The 20,705-nt window shown below is 71.8% G+C and carries 15 protein-coding genes; 8 read left to right on the top strand and 7 right to left on the bottom strand.

Annotated elements, in window-relative coordinates:
• Window positions 1–391: 391 nt before the first annotated feature.
• Window positions 392–5,653 carry an SCO7613 C-terminal domain-containing membrane protein gene (locus tag A3CQ_RS0135000; RefSeq protein WP_020515614.1) on the bottom strand — a complete coding sequence of 1,754 codons (5,262 nt, stop codon included), beginning with the start codon at window positions 5,651–5,653 and terminating at the stop codon, window positions 392–394.
• Between the two features lie 147 nt (window positions 5,654–5,800).
• Window positions 5,801–7,165: a UDP-glucose dehydrogenase family protein gene (locus tag A3CQ_RS0135005; RefSeq protein ID WP_020515615.1), complete on the bottom strand. Its 1,365-nt coding sequence runs from the start codon at window positions 7,163–7,165 to the stop codon at window positions 5,801–5,803.
• 124 nt (window positions 7,166–7,289) lie between these two features.
• Here A3CQ_RS0135005 and A3CQ_RS0135010 point away from each other — a divergent pair, with 124 nt between their 5' ends.
• The 4 genes from A3CQ_RS0135010 to A3CQ_RS61250 all read left to right on the top strand — a co-directional run bounded on the left by A3CQ_RS0135010 (window position 7,290) and on the right by A3CQ_RS61250 (window position 10,198).
• Window positions 7,290–8,444 (top strand): acyl-CoA dehydrogenase family protein, encoded by a 1,155-nt coding sequence (locus A3CQ_RS0135010; protein ID WP_020515616.1) that lies wholly within the window; start codon window positions 7,290–7,292, stop codon window positions 8,442–8,444.
• A gap of 200 nt (window positions 8,445–8,644) precedes the next feature.
• On the top strand, window positions 8,645–9,319 hold the full coding sequence (locus A3CQ_RS0135015) for an alpha/beta hydrolase-fold protein (protein ID WP_026206550.1): 675 nt from the start codon (window positions 8,645–8,647) through the stop codon (window positions 9,317–9,319).
• Window positions 9,320–9,392: 73 nt separating this feature from the next.
• Complete coding sequence (locus tag A3CQ_RS59615) at window positions 9,393–9,755, top strand: helix-turn-helix domain-containing protein (protein ID WP_169516333.1); 363 nt, start codon at window positions 9,393–9,395, stop codon at window positions 9,753–9,755.
• A complete protein-coding gene (locus tag A3CQ_RS61250; RefSeq protein WP_169516334.1) occupies window positions 9,716–10,198 on the top strand; it encodes a hypothetical protein in 483 nt (160 codons plus the stop codon). Before A3CQ_RS59615 ends, A3CQ_RS61250 begins: the two co-directional genes overlap by 40 nt.
• A gap of 68 nt (window positions 10,199–10,266) precedes the next feature.
• Here A3CQ_RS61250 and A3CQ_RS0135035 read toward each other — a convergent pair whose 3' ends face one another.
• Window positions 10,267–11,058 (bottom strand): SAM-dependent methyltransferase, encoded by a 792-nt coding sequence (locus A3CQ_RS0135035; RefSeq protein ID WP_020515621.1) that lies wholly within the window; start codon window positions 11,056–11,058, stop codon window positions 10,267–10,269.
• A gap of 138 nt (window positions 11,059–11,196) precedes the next feature.
• On the opposite strand from A3CQ_RS0135035, the gene A3CQ_RS0135040 reads away from it, so the two are divergent.
• Window positions 11,197–12,000, top strand: coding sequence for an SAM-dependent methyltransferase (locus A3CQ_RS0135040; protein WP_020515622.1), 804 nt, complete (start codon window positions 11,197–11,199; stop codon window positions 11,998–12,000).
• Here the strand turns inward: A3CQ_RS0135040 and A3CQ_RS0135045 are convergent.
• Both A3CQ_RS0135045 and A3CQ_RS0135050 read right to left on the bottom strand, forming a co-directional pair.
• The gene (locus A3CQ_RS0135045) at window positions 11,973–12,758 is read right to left on the bottom strand and encodes a DUF3152 domain-containing protein (protein ID WP_084699366.1); all 786 of its coding nucleotides are present in this window, start codon (window positions 12,756–12,758) and stop codon (window positions 11,973–11,975) included. The two genes, A3CQ_RS0135040 and A3CQ_RS0135045, sit on opposite strands and share 28 nt — an antisense overlap.
• Before the next feature lie 109 nt (window positions 12,759–12,867).
• Window positions 12,868–13,533, bottom strand: a complete 666-nt coding sequence (locus A3CQ_RS0135050) for a Bax inhibitor-1/YccA family protein (RefSeq protein WP_020515624.1) — start codon at window positions 13,531–13,533, stop codon at window positions 12,868–12,870.
• Between the two features lie 149 nt (window positions 13,534–13,682).
• Here A3CQ_RS0135050 and A3CQ_RS0135055 point away from each other — a divergent pair, with 149 nt between their 5' ends.
• From A3CQ_RS0135055 to A3CQ_RS0135065, 3 genes are all read left to right on the top strand, one after another.
• Window positions 13,683–14,498, top strand: a complete 816-nt coding sequence (locus tag A3CQ_RS0135055; protein WP_020515625.1) for an SAM-dependent methyltransferase — start codon at window positions 13,683–13,685, stop codon at window positions 14,496–14,498.
• A 189-nt stretch (window positions 14,499–14,687) separates the two neighbouring features.
• Window positions 14,688–16,313, top strand: a complete 1,626-nt coding sequence (locus A3CQ_RS0135060) for a putative bifunctional diguanylate cyclase/phosphodiesterase (RefSeq protein ID WP_020515626.1) — start codon at window positions 14,688–14,690, stop codon at window positions 16,311–16,313.
• A gap of 115 nt (window positions 16,314–16,428) precedes the next feature.
• Complete coding sequence (locus A3CQ_RS0135065) at window positions 16,429–17,814, top strand: peroxidase family protein (protein ID WP_020515627.1); 1,386 nt, start codon at window positions 16,429–16,431, stop codon at window positions 17,812–17,814.
• Window positions 17,815–17,929: 115 nt separating this feature from the next.
• Here the strand turns inward: A3CQ_RS0135065 and A3CQ_RS0135070 are convergent, their stop codons facing one another.
• Entirely contained in the window at window positions 17,930–19,393 is a 1,464-nt protein-coding gene (locus A3CQ_RS0135070) for a PstS family phosphate ABC transporter substrate-binding protein (RefSeq protein ID WP_211216736.1), read from the bottom strand.
• Between the two features lie 120 nt (window positions 19,394–19,513).
• Window positions 19,514–20,704 (bottom strand): MFS transporter, encoded by a 1,191-nt coding sequence (locus tag A3CQ_RS0135075; RefSeq protein ID WP_020515629.1) that lies wholly within the window; start codon window positions 20,702–20,704, stop codon window positions 19,514–19,516.
• Window position 20,705: the final 1 nt, after the last annotated feature.

The raw sequence follows: 20,705 nt of genomic DNA on the forward strand, positions 1-20,705 counted from the left end.
CCCAGAGGTCCGGGGCCGCCGCCTACTTCGGCTGCGCCGAGTGATCCGGCCTCATCCGGATATTTCCCTTTTATCCGTCGGAAGCGAGGGGGCTGGGCGGAACGCAGGTGGGCAGAGCATCGGCGGGAGCGCGGGCCGTCGGAGCGCCGGTGGGCGTGGGGGCGTGGCGGCGGTGGGTGTGGCGGCGGTGGGTGTGGCGGCGGTGGGTGTGGCGGCGGTGGGTGTGGCGGCGGTGGGTGTGGCGGCGGTGGGCGCGGGTCGGTGGAGCGCTGGTGGGGCGTGGCGGCGATGAGCACCGGCGGGTGGAGCGGCGGAGATGGGTGTGGGCGGAGCGGCGGCGGTGGGTGCGCGGGTGGGCGGGGAGCGCCAGTCGGGAGGCGGGTGGTTGGAATCAGCGGAGGCGGACCAGGGCGTCGCGTAGGCCCTCTCGGGTTCGGCGGCGGTTTTCGTTGGTGGCGCCGAAGATGAGCAGGACTATGCCGAGCGGGAGCAGGACCAGCCATGGGCCGACCAGCGTTACGGCGAAGTGGATGGCGGCGAAGGCGGTGGCTACGGCGCCGACCACAACCGGGGCCTGTTGGCGGTAGGTCGAGCCGACGATGAGGGTGGCTACGGCGGCCAGGAGGAGGAGGACCTCGCGTAGGTCGCCGCCGTTGCCGGCCAGGACTATGCCGATCGTGGGGACGAAGGCGGCCAGCAGGGCGGGGCCGTAGGCGGCCCAGCTGCTCAGGTCGGTGCGGGTGCGGGACTCGACCACGCCGACGGCCAGGGCCATCGCGGCGAAGGGCAGCGTGTAGGCCTCGGGCAAGGCTACGTCGGCCAGGGCGATGAACAGCCACCAGCCGACGATCTCGAAGCCGACGGCCAGCCAGAACAGCAGGCGGCGGTTGCCGGGGGAGCGGCCGCTGCGAGACGCCGCCAGGCCCAGCACGGCGCCCCACGCGGCCAGCAGGGCGGCCAGGTGGGCCGGTGCGTCGTAGGCGAGGGCGCCGGCCAGGACGGCGGATGTGTAGCCCGCCCACTCGACCGTGGTGGCCTCGGCGCGGTACTGCGGGAGGCCGAGGCGCGGGACGGTGGCCTCGATGATGAGCAGGGCGGCGCCCACGGCCAGCACGCCGAAGGCGGCCCACGGGCGGGCCACGCCGCCGGCGATCGCGGCGGCCAGGACGAACAGCTGGGCCATCACGGCGGCGAACAGCCAGCCCAGGATGCGGGCCAGCTGGGTACGGCCGGCCAGCGCGGCGACCAGGCCGACGCCGACCGCGGAGCCGAGCGTGAACAGCGTCAGCGACTGCTCGGCGAGACTGCCGGCCAGGCCTGCGTTGCCGGCGGCCAGGCCGATCACGAAGACGATCGTGCGGGTGGCCCGGATCAATGGTGCGCGGGTGGCGACCGGGGGCGGGGTGAGGGCAAGGCCCAGCATGACGATGGTGAAGACGATCAGGCCCGCCGACGTGGCCGCGGGGAACGGCGCGTGCAGCGCGATCGGGGCGATCAGCAGGGTGATGGCCAGGCCGGGCAGGATGACCGGGACCGACTCGGACGCCTTGCCGCCGAAGCCGATCGCGGCCAGCGCCGCGGCGCCGGTGAGCAGGACGATGGCCAGGACGCTGGTGATGTCGACCGAGCTGGACGCCGGCTGGGCCAGGGCCGCGATCGGGCCGTCCCAGATGTGTTTCACCTGCTGCAGCGGGTCGATCAGCGCGGCCTTGAGCGCCGGCGCGATCGAGAAGATGGCCAGGATCGTCGGGACCAGCGCCAGCACGACGGCGCTCGTGGCCGGGTCGACCATCCAGCGACCGCTCAGCCCGCTCGGGCGCAGGCTCGTCCAGCGGGCCGACTCACGGCCGGACCAGGAGCGGCTGCGGGCGACCGTCAGGCCGGGCGCGGGCGTCGCGCCGCGCAGCAGCTCGGCCACGACACCGAGCAGGGCGGCCGCGGCCGCGTACAGGGCCGTCGAGAACGGCGTGGGGATCGACGCGAACGCGGTCACGGTCGCGCCGAGCACCAGGCCGACCGTCGCCCACGGCAGGTACTGCGGGATCCAGCGGCCGATCAGCGCGAGCACGGCCAGGCTGAGGCTCGACGCGGCCAGCGCCGCGGTCAGCACGACCTGGGCGTTGCTGCCCTGGTCGGCGGCGAGCGCGGCCAGGACGCCGGGCAGCGCCAGCAGCACCGAGCCGGTGGCCGCGCCGCCGATCTGAGCGCGGTGGCGCGGCATGCCGGTGTCGTCGCGGGCCAGGTCGGCCTCGGTGATGACCGGGGACCAGAAGCGGCCGGTGCCCGGTGGTGGCGCGTCCTCCGGGGCCATCGTGTAGGCGACCGGGGTGCGGGCCATCACGGCGGTGAGCGCGCCGACCCCAGTGATGATCAGCAGAGCCATGCCGGTGGACCAGGGTCGGGCGAGGCCGGCGCCGGCCGCGTGCAGCAGCACAGCGGCCGCGGCTCCCGCACGGCAGAGAGCGGCCCGCGGATCGGTGGCGGCGATCGAGGCCATCGCGTACGCGAGACCGACCGCGCCGCCGACGAGCAGGGGCGACCACCAGGGCAGCCCGATCGCGTACGGCGTGCCGATCGCGGCGAGCGCACCGGCGGTCGCGGAGATCGCGTACGACCAGGGGCGGGGCGCCGCGAAGCCGGCCGCGATCGCGACGACGACCAGCGTGAACGGCGCCTGCCAGGCACCGGGCTCGGGGGTTGTCGAATACTGCGTCAGGTCGGCGGCCCAGACCGGTCCGTGCAGCGCGATGACCCGCACACCGCCGGCCAGCGCCTGCCAGCCCGCGATCGCGCCGACCACGATGCCGGCGGCGGCCAGACCGCGCACCGGCCCGCGCCGCCAGTCGTCGGGCAGGGCGGCGACGCCGAGCGCGACGATCAGCACGACCACGCCCGCGACGGCAAGCGGCGCTTCCGGGAAGGCGAGCGCGAACACCCGGGCCAGGGCGCCGCAGATCGCGACCGTGGCGGCGGCCGCCGCGATGTCGGGGCCGTCGAGCACCCGGTCGCTGCGGCGGCCGTTGTCGATGGACTTGGCGAAGAACAGCAGACCGGCCGCGACCAGCAGCAGCGCGCCCACCCAGATGTCGGGCGCGGTCGCACCGGGGGCGAGCAGCGCGGCCAGGGCCAGCGAGACCGCGCCGAGGCCGGTGCCCACGGTGAGCGGCACGCTGATCTCGCGGCGCGCGACCTGGAAGACCGCCGCGTAGCTGAGCGTCGCGGCGACGGCCAGGAAGCCGACGGCCAGGGCGGGCACGGTGACGGCCTCGGTCGCCGGCGGGCCGCCACCCTTGTCGGAGACCGCGAGCGCGCCGGTGACGACCGCGCCGGGCAGGGCGAGCGCGGCGGCGCCGGAGGCCCAGTCGCCGACCACCCACGCGTACAGCCGGATCGGGATCTGCCGGGCCGCGACGGCGATCATGACGCCGGCCCCGGCCAGCGCGGTGAGCACGGCCGCGGTCAGCCAGGACGCGCTGAGCGCCGCGCCCGCGCCGAACAGGCCGACCGTGCCGGCCGCGGCCACGTGCGTGATGGCGATGCGGCGGGTGCTCGAGGCCAGGCCCGCCGCGCCGATCGCGATCGCGGCCAGCACCAGCGGCCAGGGCGCCTCCGACCAGCGCAGGCCGAGCGAGGCGGGCAGGGCCAGCGCGGTCAGCGCGGCGCCGATCACGGCGCCCTCGTGCCGCCAGGTGCGCGGCAGCGCCAGCGCGGCCGCGACGGTGAGCAGCAGCGCGGCGAATGCCAGCAGCCAGCCGGACGGACCGGCCGCCTCGGCGATCTTTTGCGCGTAGGCGGCCGTGTCGGCGTGCCAGACCGGGCGGGCGGCCTGCAGCGGCGCGAGCGCGGCCCGGACGCCGTCGACGGTCAGGAAGACGCCGATGATCACCAGGGCGCAGGCCGAGGCGATCTCGGGGCCGACCCGGATCATCGCCGGCAGCAGTCCGACGATCGCGCCGGTGACCGCGACCGCGGCCGCCGCCACCACCAGGGTCCAGCGCGGCGAGACCACGTCGGCTATACGGGCCGCCGAGCCGATCACCGCGAGCGTGAGGACGCCGCCGGTGATGTTCCGCGCGAGCAGGTTGTCGAGCAAGTGGGCGGCGGCGACCGCGGCCAGCGCCGCCAGCACCAGCACGATTCCCGAGCGCATCGCGTCGGGCACCACCCGGGCCTGCAGCAGCGCCACCGACGAGTAGAGCAAAGCGCCCGCGCTGGCCACGCAGAGCAGGGCGAACGTGAGCTCGCGCAGCCAGTCGGCCGAGGGCGGGCTGGCCGGCGGGGCGAGCGGGACCGAGCCCGCGGCGGGGGCGCCGGCCGGGCGGGGGCCCGGGAAGATGCGAGTGGGCAGCCAGCGCCGCCGCTGCCCGGTCATCCCCGAGATGATCAGATCGGGTTCCTCGGGCCGCGACTCGGGGCGCGGTGGGCTGCCGGCCGCGTACGCCGCCGGGTCGGCCGGGTTGGCCCGCAGGTAGTCGGCGGTGCCCGCGTCGGCGGCGGCGAGCGTCTCGCGGTCGGCCCCGACCGGACGGCCGACCGGCCAGCGCGGCACCAGGCGGCCCCGCCGGATCACCGTGGTGAGCAGCAGCAGGTCGAGCACGGCCACGACGGTCAAGGCCATGCCCCAGCCGGCCGGGCTCTGCACCGATGGGTACGCCAACAGGAGCGGAACTGGCTGCAGGGCGACGACGGTCGCATACCGCGGCGCGCTGAGCCGGGTGGCGGTCGCGTACAGGAATGAGGCGACCGAGGTGATCGCGAACGTGACGCCCAGGTAGAGCGGCAGGGAGACGCGGTCGCCGCCGGTCAGGGTGCTGCCGTGCAACACGTACAGCGTCATCGGCAGCAGGGCCAGCCCGACGGCGGCGACGGTCTCGGCGGTCGAGCTCAGGCCGCGCTTGGCGATGCCGGGCGCGGCGCCCAGGGCGATCGCCGTGAAGATGGCGAGGATGACGGCGCGGGCCAGCGAGTTGCTCACCGCGACGCCGGAGAAGACCACCGCGGCCACGCCGATGAGCAGCGCGCCCAGGGCGAGCAGGATGTTTTGCACCGACTGGGTGGAGGCCTCGGGCGGGTGCTGCTCGCCGCCGGTGAACCCGGCCCGCCGGGTCGGTGGCGGGCCGACCCGCTCGGTGGGCGGCGGGTCGTCGACGAGAGCGGTCACGCCGTCGGTGGCGACGCCGGGCGGACCGGTGTGCGCCGATCCCGGCGGCGCCCAGTCGGGGCGCGGCCCGGTGGCGCGGGCGCGGGAACGGGAACGGCCGGACGAGGCGGTGGCGGCCGGCCGGGCGCCGGGCGGGGGCGGCGGTGAGTCGGCGGCCCGGGACCCGGGTGGCGGCGGGGGCGCCTCGGCCGACGGGGCGGAACCGGGCGGCGGCGGGGGTGCGTCACCCACGTGACCCGTCGGTGGTGGAGGCGGCGGAAAGTCCTCCGCGGGCTTCCTCCGTACCCTCCGGGCCTTTGCTGCTTTTTTGGCTTTTGACTGGGTGTTCGCATGCGCGAGGATGTCGCGCTGGAACTGTGCCGCCTGGATCTTGGAGGCGATGGTCGTGCGCTCCTTGGCGGCCGCCATATCGCGGATCTTCAGTTCCGCGATCGAGGCCTCGATCCGGGCCAGCTCTTCGTCGTAGCTGTCGGACTGTCCAGCCTGCGCCACGGCACCTCCTCGACCCCTGCCGGCGGTCCTGGCCAGATCGGCAAACCCAGCCGGGGACAACTAGAGCATGCCGGTACGACACTTCATTAGACCAGGCTCACCCGGGCGGAGATCTATGGAAACGGGCGCGAAACGCCGCAGACGATGTCACGCGGGCGGGCGACCCATCCCCCGATAGGTCCACCCGGCGCGCGCCCACTGGGCCGGGTCCAGGCAGTTCCGCCCGTCGATGACCCGGCGCGCGGCCACGAGCTCGCCGAGTACCGCCGGGTCGGCGTTGCGGAACTCGGCCCACTCCGTGGCGATCACCACCAGGGCCACGCCACTCACGGCGGCGGCCATCGTCGGCGCGTACGTGAGGGAGGGCTGGGCTCGGCGGGCGTTCTCCATGGCCTGGGGGTCGTAGACCTGTACGTGTGCCCCGGCCGCGGCCAGTGCCGCCGCGGCGGCGAGACTCGGCGCGTCGCGTACGTCATCGGAATTGGGCTTGAACGCCGCACCCAGAACCGCCACCCGGGTGCCGGAAAGGTCCGGCCCGGCCGGGCCGACCGGCCGGTCCAGCAGCTCCGCCGCGAGAATGAGCACCCGGCCCCGCCGCCGGGTGTTGACCAGATCGACCTCGTGCAGGAAGCGCAGCGCCTCGCCCGCGCCCAGCTCCTGGGCCCGCGCCTGGAACGCCCGGATGTCCTTGGGCAGGCAGCCGCCGCCGAAGCCCAGCCCGGCCTGCAGGAACCGGTTGCCGATCCGCGGGTCGTAGCCGATCGCCCGAGCCAGCTGGGTGACGTCGGCGCCGGCCAGATCGCAGACCTCGGCCATCGCGTTGATGAAGCTGATCTTGGTGGCGAGGAACGCGTTCGCGGCCACCTTCACCAGCTCGGCCGTGGCGAAGTCGGTGATCACCAACGGGACGTCGCGGTCCTCGGTGGCGGCCAGGTCGAACACACCCTTGTGCGCGGCGGCCAGCGTCTCGTTGGCCCACTCCGAGCGCACGCCCGCGACGATCCGGTTCGGGCGCAGCACGTCCTCGACCGCGTAGCCCTCCTGCAGGAACTCGGGCGACCAGGCCACCTCGACGCCCAGCGTGGGGTCCGCGAGCTTGGCGACCAGCTGCTCCACCCAGGCGGCCGTGCCCACCGGCACGGTCGACTTACCGACGATCAGGGCCCGGCGGCGCAGGAGCGGTGCGAGGTTCGTGACGGCCTTTTCCACGTACGTGAGATCGGCGCTCATGCCGTCCGGGCGCTGCGGCGTGCCCACGCAGATGAAATGCACGTCGGCCTTGTTCGCCGCGTCCGCGTACGACGTGCTGAAGTGCAGCCGCCCCTTGGCGAGATTGCGACGTAGCAGGTCGTCGAGGCCCGGTTCGTGGAACGGCACCCGGCCCTGGTTCAAGGTGTCGATCTTGCCCGCGTCGACGTCGACGCCGATAACCTCGTAACCGAGCTCCGCGAAACAGATGGCGTACGTGGCGCCCAGATAGCCGGTACCCAGGAACGACAGGCGGGGAAGCATCACGACCGGCTTAACGATCGAGCCGCTGGTGGGCGAGCACTACTTGCCAGTAACATAGGGCTGCTCCTTGTCCCTGTCCCCTTGTTCCCTTGTCTCGGTTCGTCTCGGTGAAAGGCCAACGCTCATGTCTGAGTTCGACGTCTACCAGCTGCCGGAGGACCACGAGACCATCCGCGCGGCGGTGCGCGAGGTCTGTGACGCGCGGGTGGCGCCCCATGCCGCCGAGGCGGACGAGACGGCGGAGTTCCCCAAGGCCTCGTACGACGCGCTGCGCTCGTCGGACTTCCACGCGCCGCACATCCCCGTCGAGTACGGGGGCGCCGGCGCCGACGCGCTCGCCACGGCGATCGTGATCGAGGAGGTGGCTCGCGCCTGCGCCTCGTCGTCGCTGATCCCCGCGGTCAACAAGCTCGGGACCCTCCCATTGCTGCTGTCGGCGTCGGAGGAGCTCAAGCAGCAGTATCTGCCCCGGGTCGCGTCCGGCGAGGCGATGTTCTCGTACTGCCTCTCCGAGCCCGAGGCCGGTTCCGACGCCGCCTCGATGACCACCCGCGCCGTCCGCGACGGCGATCATTGGGTGCTCAACGGCGTGAAGCGCTGGATCACCAACGCCGGCGTCTCCGAGTTCTACACCGTCTTCGCCGCCACCGACCCGACCGCTCGCTCCCGGGGCATTTCCGCATTTGTCGTGGAAAAGTCGGACGAAGGGGTGTCGTTCGGGGCGCCAGAGAAGAAGCTCGGCATCAAGGGCTCGCCCACCCGCGAGGTCTACTTCGACAACGTACGCATCCCCGCCTCCCGGATGATCGGCGAGGAGGGCACCGGCTTCGCCACCGCCATGAAGACCCTCGACCACACCCGCGTGACGATCGCCGCGCAGGCCATCGGCATCGCCCAGGGCGCGCTCGACTTCGCGAAGGGCTACGTGAAGGACCGCAAGCAGTTCGGCAAGCCGATCGCTGACTTCCAGGGCATCCAGTTCATGCTGGCCGACATGGGCATGAAACTCGAGGCGGCCCGCCAGCTCACCTACGCCGCGGCCGCCAAGAGCGAGCGCGGCGACGCCGACTTGACCTACTTCGGCGCCGCCGCTAAGTGCTTCGCCTCCGACGCCGCCATGGAGATCACGACCGACGCCGTTCAGCTCCTCGGCGGCTACGGCTACACCCGCGACTACCCGGTCGAGCGCATGATGCGCGACGCCAAAATCACCCAGATCTACGAGGGTACGAACCAGGTCCAGCGCATCGTGATGGCGAGGCAGCTCCTGAAGGACTAGCACGGGGTGTCGGGATCAATTCGGTGTCCAGCGCCCCGATGAGGGATTCCAGACGCCGATGGCAGTTCGGTTGAGGATGGGATCGATGTGACTTCCCGTCGTACCGGACGCCTTTCGGCGACGGTGGTACTGCTTTGACACCCAGCTTGGGCACCTAGGGTTGCCGGCAGCTACCTCATGTCCGCAAGGAGCCCATGGCGATGTCGTCCACAGCAGGCGAGCTTGTTACCGAGGTGTTGACGTACGACGGCGGACGGCAGGTCACCGCCTACGTCCCGGCGGCTGCGCCCGAGGCCATCGTTTTCGCCGGTGACGGCCAGTTGATCACGTCGTGGGGAGAAGCTCTCGAGGCCGCCGACCTACCGCCCGCGATGATCATCGGCGCGCATCGGCTGGAGGATGAGACGCTGCGGCTGCACGAGTACTCGCCGGGCCGCAGCACGGACGCATTCACCTTCGACCCGCAACGGTTCGCGGCACACGAGAAATTCTTCGTCGAGGACGTACGCCGTTGGGCGGCGACCCGCTTGGGAACCGAGCTGCCCGCCGACCGAACTGCGGCCTTCGGTGTCTCCGCCAGTGCGGAGCTCGCCCTGGCCATGGGGCTTCGTCATCCCGACATCTACGGCGCGGTCTTCTGCGCCTCGCCCGGTGCGGGGTACCAGCCACCCGCCGCGTTGCCCAGCAGACTCCCGCGCACCTACCTCGTCGCCGGCACCAAGGAACCGTTCTTCCGCGACAACGCGACCCGGTGGGCGAGCGCCCTGCGCGATGCGGGCGGCGACGTTGTCCTGACCGAACGGGTCGGCTCGCACGGCGACGCGTTTTGGCAGCAAGAGTTTCCGCTGATGGTGGCATGGGCCTTCGGACACTGACCTGCCGGACGGCCGTCGAGGACGAACGATGTCACGTCTCCGTCGGCGCCTCGTGTGCCCGTGTAGGACATCGATGATGGCCCGTTACAACACGTCGCGCCGACGGTGGCGGCATTTGGACTTCGGCGCCTGCCAAGTCTGGCTGGAGGCCGACATCCACCGCATCGACTGCCGGTCCTGCTGCCGGGTCCGCACCGAGCAGGTGCCGTGGGCGCGGCCGAGCGCGCGGCACATTACCGACTTCGAGAACGTCGCCGCGTGGCTGGCGCAGCGCATGGACAAGGCGAGCATCGCCCGGCTGCTGCGCTGCTCATGGGAAGCGGTCGACGCGATCGTCACCCGGGTCGTCGTCGACCCACATCGACGACGCCCGTCTCGACCAGCTACCGCATCGGCGTGGACGAAATCTCCTACAAACGCGGCCGCAAGTTCCTGACCATCGTGGCCGACCACGACGCTGGCAACGTGGTTTGGGTCGGCAAAGAGCGAGCCGCCGCGGTCGAGGCGATCAGCCTCGACGGCAGCAGCGTCTACCTGCCGGTCACCCGCGAGCAGATCCCGCAAGGGCATGCCCGAGCGCCGCGACTGGCGCCGAGCCCGTTTCGCCGTCCGCGCCGGCCGGGAGAACCTCGACGACCAGCACCGCCAGATCCTGACATTGCTGCGGCGCCACCGCTACCGCCTCTGGCGCACCTGGGAACTCAAAGAGCAGCTGCGCGACCGACTGGACCACCGATCCCGCCGACGCCCGCGTTCGCCAACCTCGTGCGCCGGATCGAGAAACACGCCGACGCCATCGTCGCCGCCGTCGAGCTCGCGCAGGCTATCTACCTCTGCCTGGGCGGAGTCACCCTCGACCTACCCACGAAACCTGAGTAGTCGCACTCGTGCTCGAGCGGGGACGCCAGTGGTGCGCTCGTGCCAGGGCTTGGCGCCGCCGCAACTGATCAGGGCTTTCGGGCGACGCCGCAGTAGACGGCTATCTCCTGTGGGGTCTCGCCGGGGGCCGGGCGCCAGAGCGGGGTCGAGACGACGCCCGGGTCGATCAAGTCGAGGCCGTCGAAGAACGCGGTGATCTGCTCGACGGTGCGCAGGTGGTAGTTCGCGCCCTTGCTCTGAGCGGTCTCGACCGCGCTGTCGTTGACCGGCGTGGTGATGCTGTCGTTGATCACCAGGTAGCTGCCGGAGGGGAGCGCGTCGACAATGCGGCGCACGATCGCGGCGGGGTTGTCGGAGTCGGGGACGTGGCCGAGGATGCCGATCATCATGACGGCGATCGGCTGGGTGAAGTCGAGGTCCTCCGCGGCGCCGTGCAGGATCTTCTCGGGGTCGCGGACGTCGGCGTCGATGTAGTTGGTCGTCCCGTCCGGGTGGCTGGTCAGCAGCGCCCGCGCGTGCACCAGGACCAGCGGGTCGTTGTCGACGTAGACGATTTTCGAGTTGGCGGCGATGCCCTGGGCGAGCTGGTGCGTGTTGTTCGCCGTGGGCAGGCCGGTCCCGATGTCGAGGAACTGCCGGATGCCCGCCTCGCCGGCGAGGAATCCGATCGCGCGGGCCAGGAACTCGCGGCCGGCGAGCGCGAAAACGCGGATTTCGGGCATCTGGGCGAGCACGGCGTCGGCGGCGGCCCGGTCGGATTCGAAATTGTCCTTCCCGCCGAGAAGGTAATTCCAGATCCGGGCGCTGTGCGGCTGTTCGACGTTCAACCGCTTCTGCAGGTCAGAGTCGGGACCGCTCATTGATCCGCCTTCCATCGAATGCGACCTCCGTGATCGAGCGCATCATATTCAATGGATCGGCGGAAGCCACCGTGCGGGGGACCCGGCGCGGGGTATGCGGTCCGCGTAACCGTACGGTTACTGACTACAGTGGACGCCATGTCGCAGGGCCCTGACGTCAGCGCGCTGAACACCTCTCGCCGCTACAACCAGTGGGTCGGCGGGAAGGATCACACCGGCGTCGAGCGGGAATCGACAAAGACGGTGCTGACCGTCCTGCCGAACCTGATCGATGCCGCCCGGGAGGGCCGGGCCGCGGTCATGCGGGTCGTCCGGTACCTGGTCGGCGAGTGCGGCGTGCGGCAGATCCTCGACATCGGGGCCGGCCAGCCGTTCTCCCCCGACGTGCACGAGGTCGCCCAGCGGATCGACCCGGCCACCCGGGTCGTCTACGTCGACAACGATCCGCTGGTCGCGGTCCATCACCGGGGGACGGTCCGGAGCACGCGGGAGGGCCGGGCCGAGTTCCAGGACGGCGACCTGCTCCACCCCGCCGAGCTGCTGGCCGGCGACCAGGTCAAGACCGTGCTGGATCTGAGCGAGCCGGTCGCGCTGCTGCTCTGCAGCGTCCTGCATCTGATCGAGGACGACGATCGGGCGTACGCGTCGATGCGCGAGCTGCGGGACGCGCTGGCGCCCGGCAGTTACGTGGTGATCGTGCACGGCACGGCCGACACCCTGTCCGACGAGACCCGGCGGGCGATGGCCCGGCTGCTGGCGACCGGCAAGCACGGCGCGTACCGAGCCCGCACGAAGGACGAGATCGAGCGCTTCCTCGACGGCCTGCCGATCGAGGAACCGGGCCTGGTCTCGAGCGTCGAGTGGCGCCCCAACCCGGCGAACCCGCCGAAGACCAGCGTGGCCGACGCGATGTGCTACGTGGGCGTGGCCAGAATCCCGTAATCGCGGCCCGGAGCGTGGTCGCCGTACTGCCCGGACCGGCCGGCGTACAGGCGACCGTCCGGGTACGGCCACGGGTTCGGACGGCACCCGTGCAGTCCCAGGGTCTGCTGCTCCATCACCGGGGCCGGCTTGCCGTTCCCGGGGCAGAGCTGGTGGCCGTTGCCGAGGCGATGACCCACCTCATGGTTGACCATGTACGCGCGGTAGGTGGCCAGCCCCGCGGAGGCGAAGAACGGCACCCCCTTGACCCACCGCGCGACGTTGAGCACCACGCTGGCGCCGTTGCGGCAGGACGTGTAGCCGTCGCCGTTGTCGTCGCAGAGCCGGTCCCGGGTGCCGGGCGTGGCCAGGTAGACCGTGAAGTCGGCGTGCTGCCCCGGGCCGACCCGGAGAAATCGCCAGCGCCCGCCGGCGGTCCACCCCCGGGGATCGCCCAGCGTGGTGGCCACGGCCTGGGCGAAGACCGGAGCGGGCAGACCCTTGATGTCCTTCTCGACGGCGACGCGATACCGCATCAGCCGCCCGGCCTGGCCCAACGGCTGGCCGCTCTGGGCGGGGGCGATCGTCCAGTCCTGGTGGCCGCGCGCGGGGTAGGTGACGCGTACGGGCGTGGGTCGTGGTTTTTTCGAAGCCGGAGAAGCTGAGGGCCGGGGCGAGGGCGGGGGCGCCGGGGAAGCGGTGACGACGCCCGGCCCGCAGGCCGCCACGCTCAGAGCCGCAAGCGTGGCGGCGATCCACAGATGCACACGGTTGGCCAAGTGACTGTCCCTTCGGGCGGTGCTGCGCCCCTGACGGCTGGGCCGTCCGCGAGGTTGCGTCGCGAAGGGAAGATCACGTAGGCGTACCGGGACCAGGGCAGGCCCTATGTCACCGGTCGTCGCCGCCGCGGCTGAAGATCTGCAGGAAGAACAGGAAGACGTTGAGGATGTCCAGGAAGATCGAGGCGGCCAGCAGTGGCGCCGACTGGACGTCGGTGTTGCGGCGCAGGCGCTGGAAGTCGATCATCGTGAGCGCCGCGAAGATGACCAGGCCGAGGACCGAGTAGATCAGCGCCCCGTTCGGGATGTTCACGAAGATCAGCACGATGCCGAAGCCGATCAGCGCCACCAGCGCCCAGAAGGCGATGCGGGCGAGCGCCGAGAGGTCCCGCCGGGTCGCGTAGCCGGCCGCCCCGAATCCCGCGATGAACAGGGCCGTCGCCCCGCCCGCCTGCCACAGCGCCTGCGGGTCCTGCTCGGCGTAGTAGGACAGGGTCGGCGCGACCGCGAGCCCGATGAACAGGCCGAACAGCGCGAGCAGTCCGATCGTGAGCTCCCGCGACCGCCGCGACGCGAACTGCATCCCGAACAGCGCCGCGAACGACAGGATGTAGAACAGAATGGCCGCCCCACCGCCGAAATCGCGGCCGAGGTAGGCGCCGAGCGCGAAGAATGCCGCGGTTCCCGCGACGAAGCCCATCGTCTGGGCGAACAGCGTGTGGCTCTGGTCCCGCGTGGTGATTCCGGCCGAGGGGTACCGGTACGAGTCGTCCATGCCTCAACTGTCGCGCAGATCGGCGCCGATCGAGCCAGGGTGCTTCCCTGGTCCGCGACCCGCCGGGGTGTGGGCTGCCCCGGGGTGGCCTTCCGGTCATCCAGGGACTTGAATGGTCGGGGTTGATCACCGAACACGGGGGAGGGGTCGTGAGCGAGACATACGGATGGGTGCCGGAGGGCGTCGACATCACCGTGCCGGACGCCTCGCGGGTCTACGACTACGCGTTGGGCGGCGTGCACAACTTCGCTGTCGACCGGGAGTTCTGGCACCGGGCCGAGGAGGCGTTTCCCGGCGCGGGACTGGTGGCGCGGGCGAATCGGGCGTTTCTCGGGCGGGCGGTGCGCTGGCTGGCCGACGCCGGGGTGCGGCAGTTCCTCGACATCGGGTCGGGCATCCCGACCCTGGGCAACGTGCATGAGGTCGCGCAGGAGGCCAATCCCGACGCCCGCGTGATGTATGTCGACATCGATCCGATCGCGGTGCAGCAGAGTCGCAGCCTGCTGGAGGGCAACCCGTACGCCCGGGTGATCGAGGGTGACCTGCGCGACCCGGAGGGCATTCTGTACCACCCCGACGTGCTGCGGCTGCTTGACTTCTCCGAGCCGGTCGCGGTGCTGACCGTCGCCGTTCTGCACTTCGTGCCCGATGCGGCCGATCCGGCGGGCATTCTGAAGCGGCTGGGCGACGCGATGGTGTCGGGGAGCTTCCTGGTCATGTCGCACGCCGGGCCGGACGCGACGCCGGAGGGGCGTGCCTTGCAGGAGCAGGTCCGCAAGCTCTACGAGCGGACGCCGACGCCGGTGATCATCCGCGATCCGGAGGCGGTGGAGGCGCTCTTCCCCGCCGATTTCGAGTTGGTGGCGCCGGGCGTGGTGAGCGCGACCTACTGGCATCCCGACCCGGACGAGGCGGACGAATCGCCGCAGCCGACCGCGCTGGTGGCGGTGGCCCGCAAGCGCTGAGTGGAATGCCGTTTCTTCCGGCTGGTGCACTGTGGTCACTGGCGGTGCGTGCAACTTGCACGGATGGGTGACGAAGCGTAGCGATCTTGACGTTTAGCGCAGTCGGGCCATCCGAGCAAGAATGGCCCGCAGCGCAAATGAATGGGCATAATTCGGCGGCCGGTCACATCGACGCGCGGAAGGAAGTCCATGGATCTCACGGGGGAGTGGCTGCGCGGCATCACCCGCGTCGGCTTCGTCCCCGGGGTGCGCGCCCGCGCCCGCGCCGCCCTGCGGGATCTGCTCGAGGAGCTGATCGCCGCGGCGCGCGCCGAGCCGTTCGATCCGGCCGCCGGTGACCGCATCGGCGCCGAGCTGGTCGACCTGCGCATGTCCGCGCCGCCGGTGATCGGCATCACCGTGCGGCTGCTCGCCGAGCGGCTCCCGCCGCTGGTCGAGGGCGATCCGGTGACTGTGCGCGCCCGGGTCCTCGAGCTGCTCGAGCACGTCACGACCGGCTTCGTGGCGGCCCAGCGCGACGCCGCGGTCAGCGCCGCCGAGCAGATGAACCGTTCCGAAAAGATCCACTGGCGCCGGGTGCAGACCGATCTGCAGCGACGGCTCCTGGAAGACCCGGTGACCGGCCTGCCCAACCAGCAGCAGCTGCGCCAGCACCTCGCCGCGCCCGGTGCGGAGCGGCGCGGCCTCTGCCTGCTCAGCATCGACCATTTCCCGGAGCTGGCCGACAGCCTCGGGCAGGACAACGCCGACAGCCTGCTCGTCGCGATCGGACAGCGGCTGGGGCAGCTGGCCGGCCTCTTCCTGGCCCACCTCGGCGACGATCAGTTCGCGCTCGTGGCCGACGACACCACCGGGCCCGACGACGTGATCAAGGTGGCCGACCAGGCCCGTCGCGCCCTGCACGCGCCGTTCCCGCTCGGTGGCCACTCGCTGCGGGTCGACGTCACCGCCGGCATCGTCGAGGGTCCCGCCTCCGGCGCCCACTGGCTCCGCGACGCCCGCCTCGCGCTCGGCTGGGCGCGCCAGGGGCACCACGAGCACGCCGTGTACGACCCGTGCCGCGCCGAGGCCGACCGCCGGCGCCACCACCTGGCCGCCGCGCTGCCGTCGGCCCTGGACAACGGCGAGTTCCTCGCTTACTACCAGCCGCTCTACCGCCTCACCGACCGTACGGTCATCGGGGTCGAGGCCCTGGCTCGCTGGCAGCGACCCGGCGGCGGCCCACCGCTCGGACCGGGCGACTTCATCACTCTCGCCGAGCGCACCGGCCTGATCCGCCGGCTGGGCCGCATCATGCTCGAGCAGGCGTGCCGCCAGGGCGCGGCGTGGCGGCGGGCCGGCCACGACCTGCTGATCAGCGTCAACCTGTCACCGCTGCAGCTCAGCGAGCCCACGCTGCCGGCCGACGTGGCCGACATCCTGCATCGGGCGGGCCTGCCCGCCGGCAACCTTCAGCTCGAGATCACCGAGAGCATGGCCCTCGAGCAGCGGTACGCGACCCTGCGTCAGCTGACCGACCTCGGCGTACGGCTGGCGCTGGACGACTTCGGCACCGGTTACTCGAGCCTCGCCACGCTCTCCTGGCTCCCGGTGTCGAACGTCAAGCTGGCGGCCGAGTTCATGGCCGACGCGGGCGGTCCGGCCGCCTCCGAGATGCTGCGCCACACCATCGCCCTGTGCCACAGCCTGGGCAAGACGGTGACCGCCGAGGGCATCGAGACCGCCGAGCAGGAGGACCTGCTGCGGGCCCTCGGCTGCGACCACGGCCAGGGCTACCACTTCGCCCGGCCGGCGCCGATGCTCTCCTGGGAGTGACCGTCGAGGGCGGTCAGAGACGCCCGCGGTGACAGGACGGCGGTCACAAACGGGGGACCGGCCCGGTCTTGTCTGCGTAGGGTCGGCCCCATCGGCGGCCCAGCTCGGAGGAACGATGACGATCTCGACCGGTGACAGCGCGGCGCACGGAAGTTACCTGGCGGCCAGGGACCACTGCCTCAGCCCGGTACGGTCGGTGGACCGGCCGACGGGGACGGCCCGGTACGGCCGGATGTTCGCCGGGCTCGAGCCGCTCGGCACCGATCCGCACCTGCTGATGCGGGCCGGCGGCACCGGCGGGATCTGCGACGCGGCCGCCGTGCTCGACCAGCTGGCGCCCGGTGTGGACGACGCGACCGAGGCGGCCGGCTGGCCGTTCTTCGGGCAGATAATCGCGCACGACATCACCGCCGACCGGTCGGCGATCGGGGGCGGCACCGATCCGGCGGCGCTGCGCAACGCCCGGGCGCCGAAGCTCAACCTGGAGATGCTCTACTCCGACGGGCCGGTCGGGTCGCCGTACCTGTTCGACCTCCACGACCCGGCGAAGTTCCTGCTCGGGCCCGACGGCGGGGACGTGCCGCGCAACCAGCAGGGCGTGGCGCTGATCGGCGACCCGCGCAACGACGTGCACCTGTTCTCGCTGAGCCTGCACGTGGCGCTGCTGCGGGCGCACAACCACATCGTCGATCGGCTGCGGGAGAGCGGCGTTCCCGAGGCGGAGGTCTTCGACCGGGCGCGAACCACGCTGACCTGGCACTACCAGTGGATCGCCGTGCACGACTTCCTGCCCCGGCTGGTCGGCCCCGAGCTGGTCGAGGAGGTGCTCGCCGAGGGCGGGCGCTGGTTCGCGCCGAAACTGGGCGAGGCGTACATCCCGCTGGAGTTCGCGGACGCGGCCTACCGGTACGGGCACGGCCAGATCCGGCATACGTACCGGCTGGTCGCGGGCGGTCCGGCGGTGCCGCTCTTCCCGGACCTGGTCGGGTTCGGGCCGCTGCCGGCCGACCGTCGGCTCGACCTGACGCAGATTTTCGACGTGCCCGGCCACCCGCCGGCGCAGCGGGCCAAGCGCCTCGACGGCCGGCTGGCCGGCAGCCTCATCGGCCTGCCCGAGCAGGTGACCGGCGCGGTCGACGCCGACGCCTATCGCTCGCTGGCGGTGCGTGACCTACTCCGCGGCGAGAGCACCCGGCTGCCCAGCGGCGAGGCCGTCGCCGCGCTGATGAGGGTGCCCGCGCTCGCCCCCGACCAGCTCGGGCAGAGCTGGCCGCACGGCACGCCGTTGTGGTTCTACATCCTCAAGGAGGCCGAGCACCTCGGCTCCGGCGGCGACCGCCTCGGCCCGGTCGGCGGCCGCATCGTCGCCGAGGTCCTCATCGGACTGCTGCGCGCCGACCCGGAGAGCTACCTGGCCCTCGAGCCCGATTGGCAGCCGACATTGCCGGCGTCGTCGGCCCCGTTCGCCCTGGCCGACCTATTCAAGCTGGCGATGAGCTAGGGGACGGACGCTGAACCACGCGGGACAGCCCGGCGGCCGGGCGAGGAGCCCGGCCACGCACCCAGCCGGTCCCTGTGAAGCCGGTACTCCTCGTGCACTCGTACGGGCAAAGGGGTTATGTGGGTCGGCAGAGCTGCGGATTGGCGAGCTCGGCGCACGGACGGTCACCGTGTGAGCGGATGATGTCGGCGCCGACCTGGTTGGTCAGGTAGCGCAGGAAGCTCGCGGCCAGGGAGTTCGCGCGCGGCTCGCCGACGGTGTAGCCGAACTCGGTCTCCCAGAACGGATACGTTCCGTGGTCGGCCTCGACGACGGTGGCCGGGTGTCCGTCGATGTGGATCGCCGTGAGGCCCTTACGGTCCGTGGCCGCGCCGAGCTCGCTGTAACCCATCGCACCGGGGACGTCGGCCACGGTGCGTAGGACGGCGTCGGTCGAGTCGCGGGCGCAGCGGACCACGCCGAGCGGCGAGCCGGGGTCGCGATTGTGGCAGTCGTCGGAGTTCGTGCCCGGCTCGCGGATGCCGCCGAGGATGCGGCGCTGGAACGCGTTGCGGGTGCCGGAGCCGGGATTGCGGCTGATCAGGCGGATCGGGAGGTTCTTGCCGCCGATCTCCTGCCAGTTACTGATCTTGCCCTGGTAGATCTGCTTGATCTGGTCGATGGTCAGGTCGGAGACGCCGGTGTCGCCGTTGACCACCAGCGTGAACAGCACGAACGCGATCGGCCGGGGCAGCAGCGCGGGCATCCCCGAAGGCTTCTCCCCGTCCGAGAAGGTGAGCTGCCCGTCCGCCTTGCCGTCGCGTCCGGCCTGGTCGAGGAACTGCAGGCCCTCGCCGCTGCCGCGCATGTCGAAGGCGAACGTCGCGCCCGGGCAGAGGTCCTGATAGGACTTCGCCGCCTCCTGGACGATCGGGGCGAACGCCGTCGAGCCGGTCACGTTGACGTGACCGCTCGCGCAGTCGAGAGGCGCGCCGTTGTTGCTCTGAGTGAAGACGACCAGTTGCGCGATGACGATGGCGACGAGGAAGCCGATCAGGGCGATCACGCGCTTTGGCGTGCCCATGCGGCTGCGCGTCTCCTGGATCTTGCCTCCGGTGACGCCGCCCTTGATCGTGCAGGCGACCTTGGGCGGAGCGTAGAAGTCCCGCTTGCCGTCGTCGGTGTCGAGCGCGGCCAGCACCTTGTAGTGGGCGCCGCGGTTCATCGGCACCTTCGGCAGCAAAATGCGATTCTTCTGTACGGCGAGTCCGCCGCCGTCCTCGAAGGCGGAGCGCATGCCGTCGTCGCTGAGCTCGGTCACGACCATGCCGACGACCTTGCGGTCCGGGAAGGTGATCGTGACCCCGGCCTTCTTCTCGTGCAGGACCGCGTAGTCGTCCTCGTCGATGTGGGTCTGCCCGTTGTTCTCGATCCGCAGCAGCACCAGCGTGGGATCGACGAGCGGCTCGCGCAGCTGATCGAAGACGCCCGGATCGTCGGTCTCGACCACATTCGTCGCCGTCGTGTCCATCTGGACCCGATAGCCGAGACGCTTACGTCCCTTGACCACGAATTCGTAGAGCGCCGCGACAACGGGCACCAGCACACCCAGGGTCGCGAGCGCTACGCTCCACCCGATTTCGATGATCGCCTCCGTACCGACAACGCCTGAGCATTATCGATCCACTACGGGCGGTGGCCGATCCGTCGCGCCGAGGATTCAGGCAACGTTCACGAGCCGTCCGCCCGCGACGATCGGGCGGTACGCGCGCCCGCCGATCACGAAGAGCACCGCCAGCGCGAACCAGCCCGCGGTGTGCAGTCCGAGCACGCAGAAGGTGATCAGGAGCGGTGCGATCATGTCGCCGGCCTGCCGCCCCGCGAAGTAGGTGCCCTGGTACTGCCCCTGCGCCGTCTCCGGAGCCAGGCCGAAGACGATCGCCCAGCTGCCGGTCGACAGCCACAGCTCGCCGAGCACGTGCACGACCGCGGCCAGCAGCACGATCAGGCCGACCGCCCAGCTCGGCAGCCCCGCGGTCAGTCCGAAGAGGACACAGGCCACGCCGATGAGCGCGGCGCCGTGCCGGGCGATGCGGGCGCCGGCCGGCACGCCGTCGATCCCGCGGGCGGCCCGCACCTGCAGCAACACGCAGCCGGCGGTGTTCACGACCAGCGCCGCGGAGATCAGCCAGAGGGGCGCGTGCGTGCGCGCGACCAGCCACAGCGGCAGCCCGATGCTGAGCAGATCATTGAAGGTGCTGGTCAGCAGCCCGTCGAGCGCCGCGAACGCGAGGAATGGCCGGTCCCGCAGGGCGATCAGCCGCGGCCCGCTCTCGGGGGCCTGCTGCCGGGCAACCTCCGGGACGCCGGCCGCGATCACGACCGCGGCCACCAGGAAAGACCCGACATTCAACACCAGGATCCACGCGTACGCCCCGGCGGTGTGCACGACCAGCGGAATGCTCCCGGCCAGCGTGCCGAGCCCGATCCCGAGGTTGATCGCGGAGCGCAGGTAGGCCCGCGCGTGCAGGCGCTCGGCGGCCGGGACGGCGCCGGCGGCCAGGGCGCCGTTCGCGCTCTTGGAGAGGGCCATCGCCACCGCGATCACGCAGGACACGGCGGCGAACGCGCCCGGCGTCCGCACGTCGATCAGCGCCGCGTAGGCCCCGGCCAGCACGAGCAGGCCGAGGATCTGCAGCCGTTTCGGGCCGTAGCGATCGGCGACGTAGCCCAGCGGGGTCATCGCGACGATGCCGGCGGCCGCGCCGACGCTGAGGCCCACGGCCATCGCACTCGGGGACAGCCCGGCGATGCGGGTCAGGTAGGTCACGCTGGTGGCCAGGTAGGCCCCGTTGCCGAAGGCGTTGACGAGCGTGGCAACGGAGAGCACCCGGATGCTTCGCCGGCTCATA

The organism is Paractinoplanes globisporus DSM 43857 (genome assembly GCF_000379645.1).
GTDB lineage: Bacteria > Actinomycetota > Actinomycetes > Mycobacteriales > Micromonosporaceae > Actinoplanes > Actinoplanes globisporus.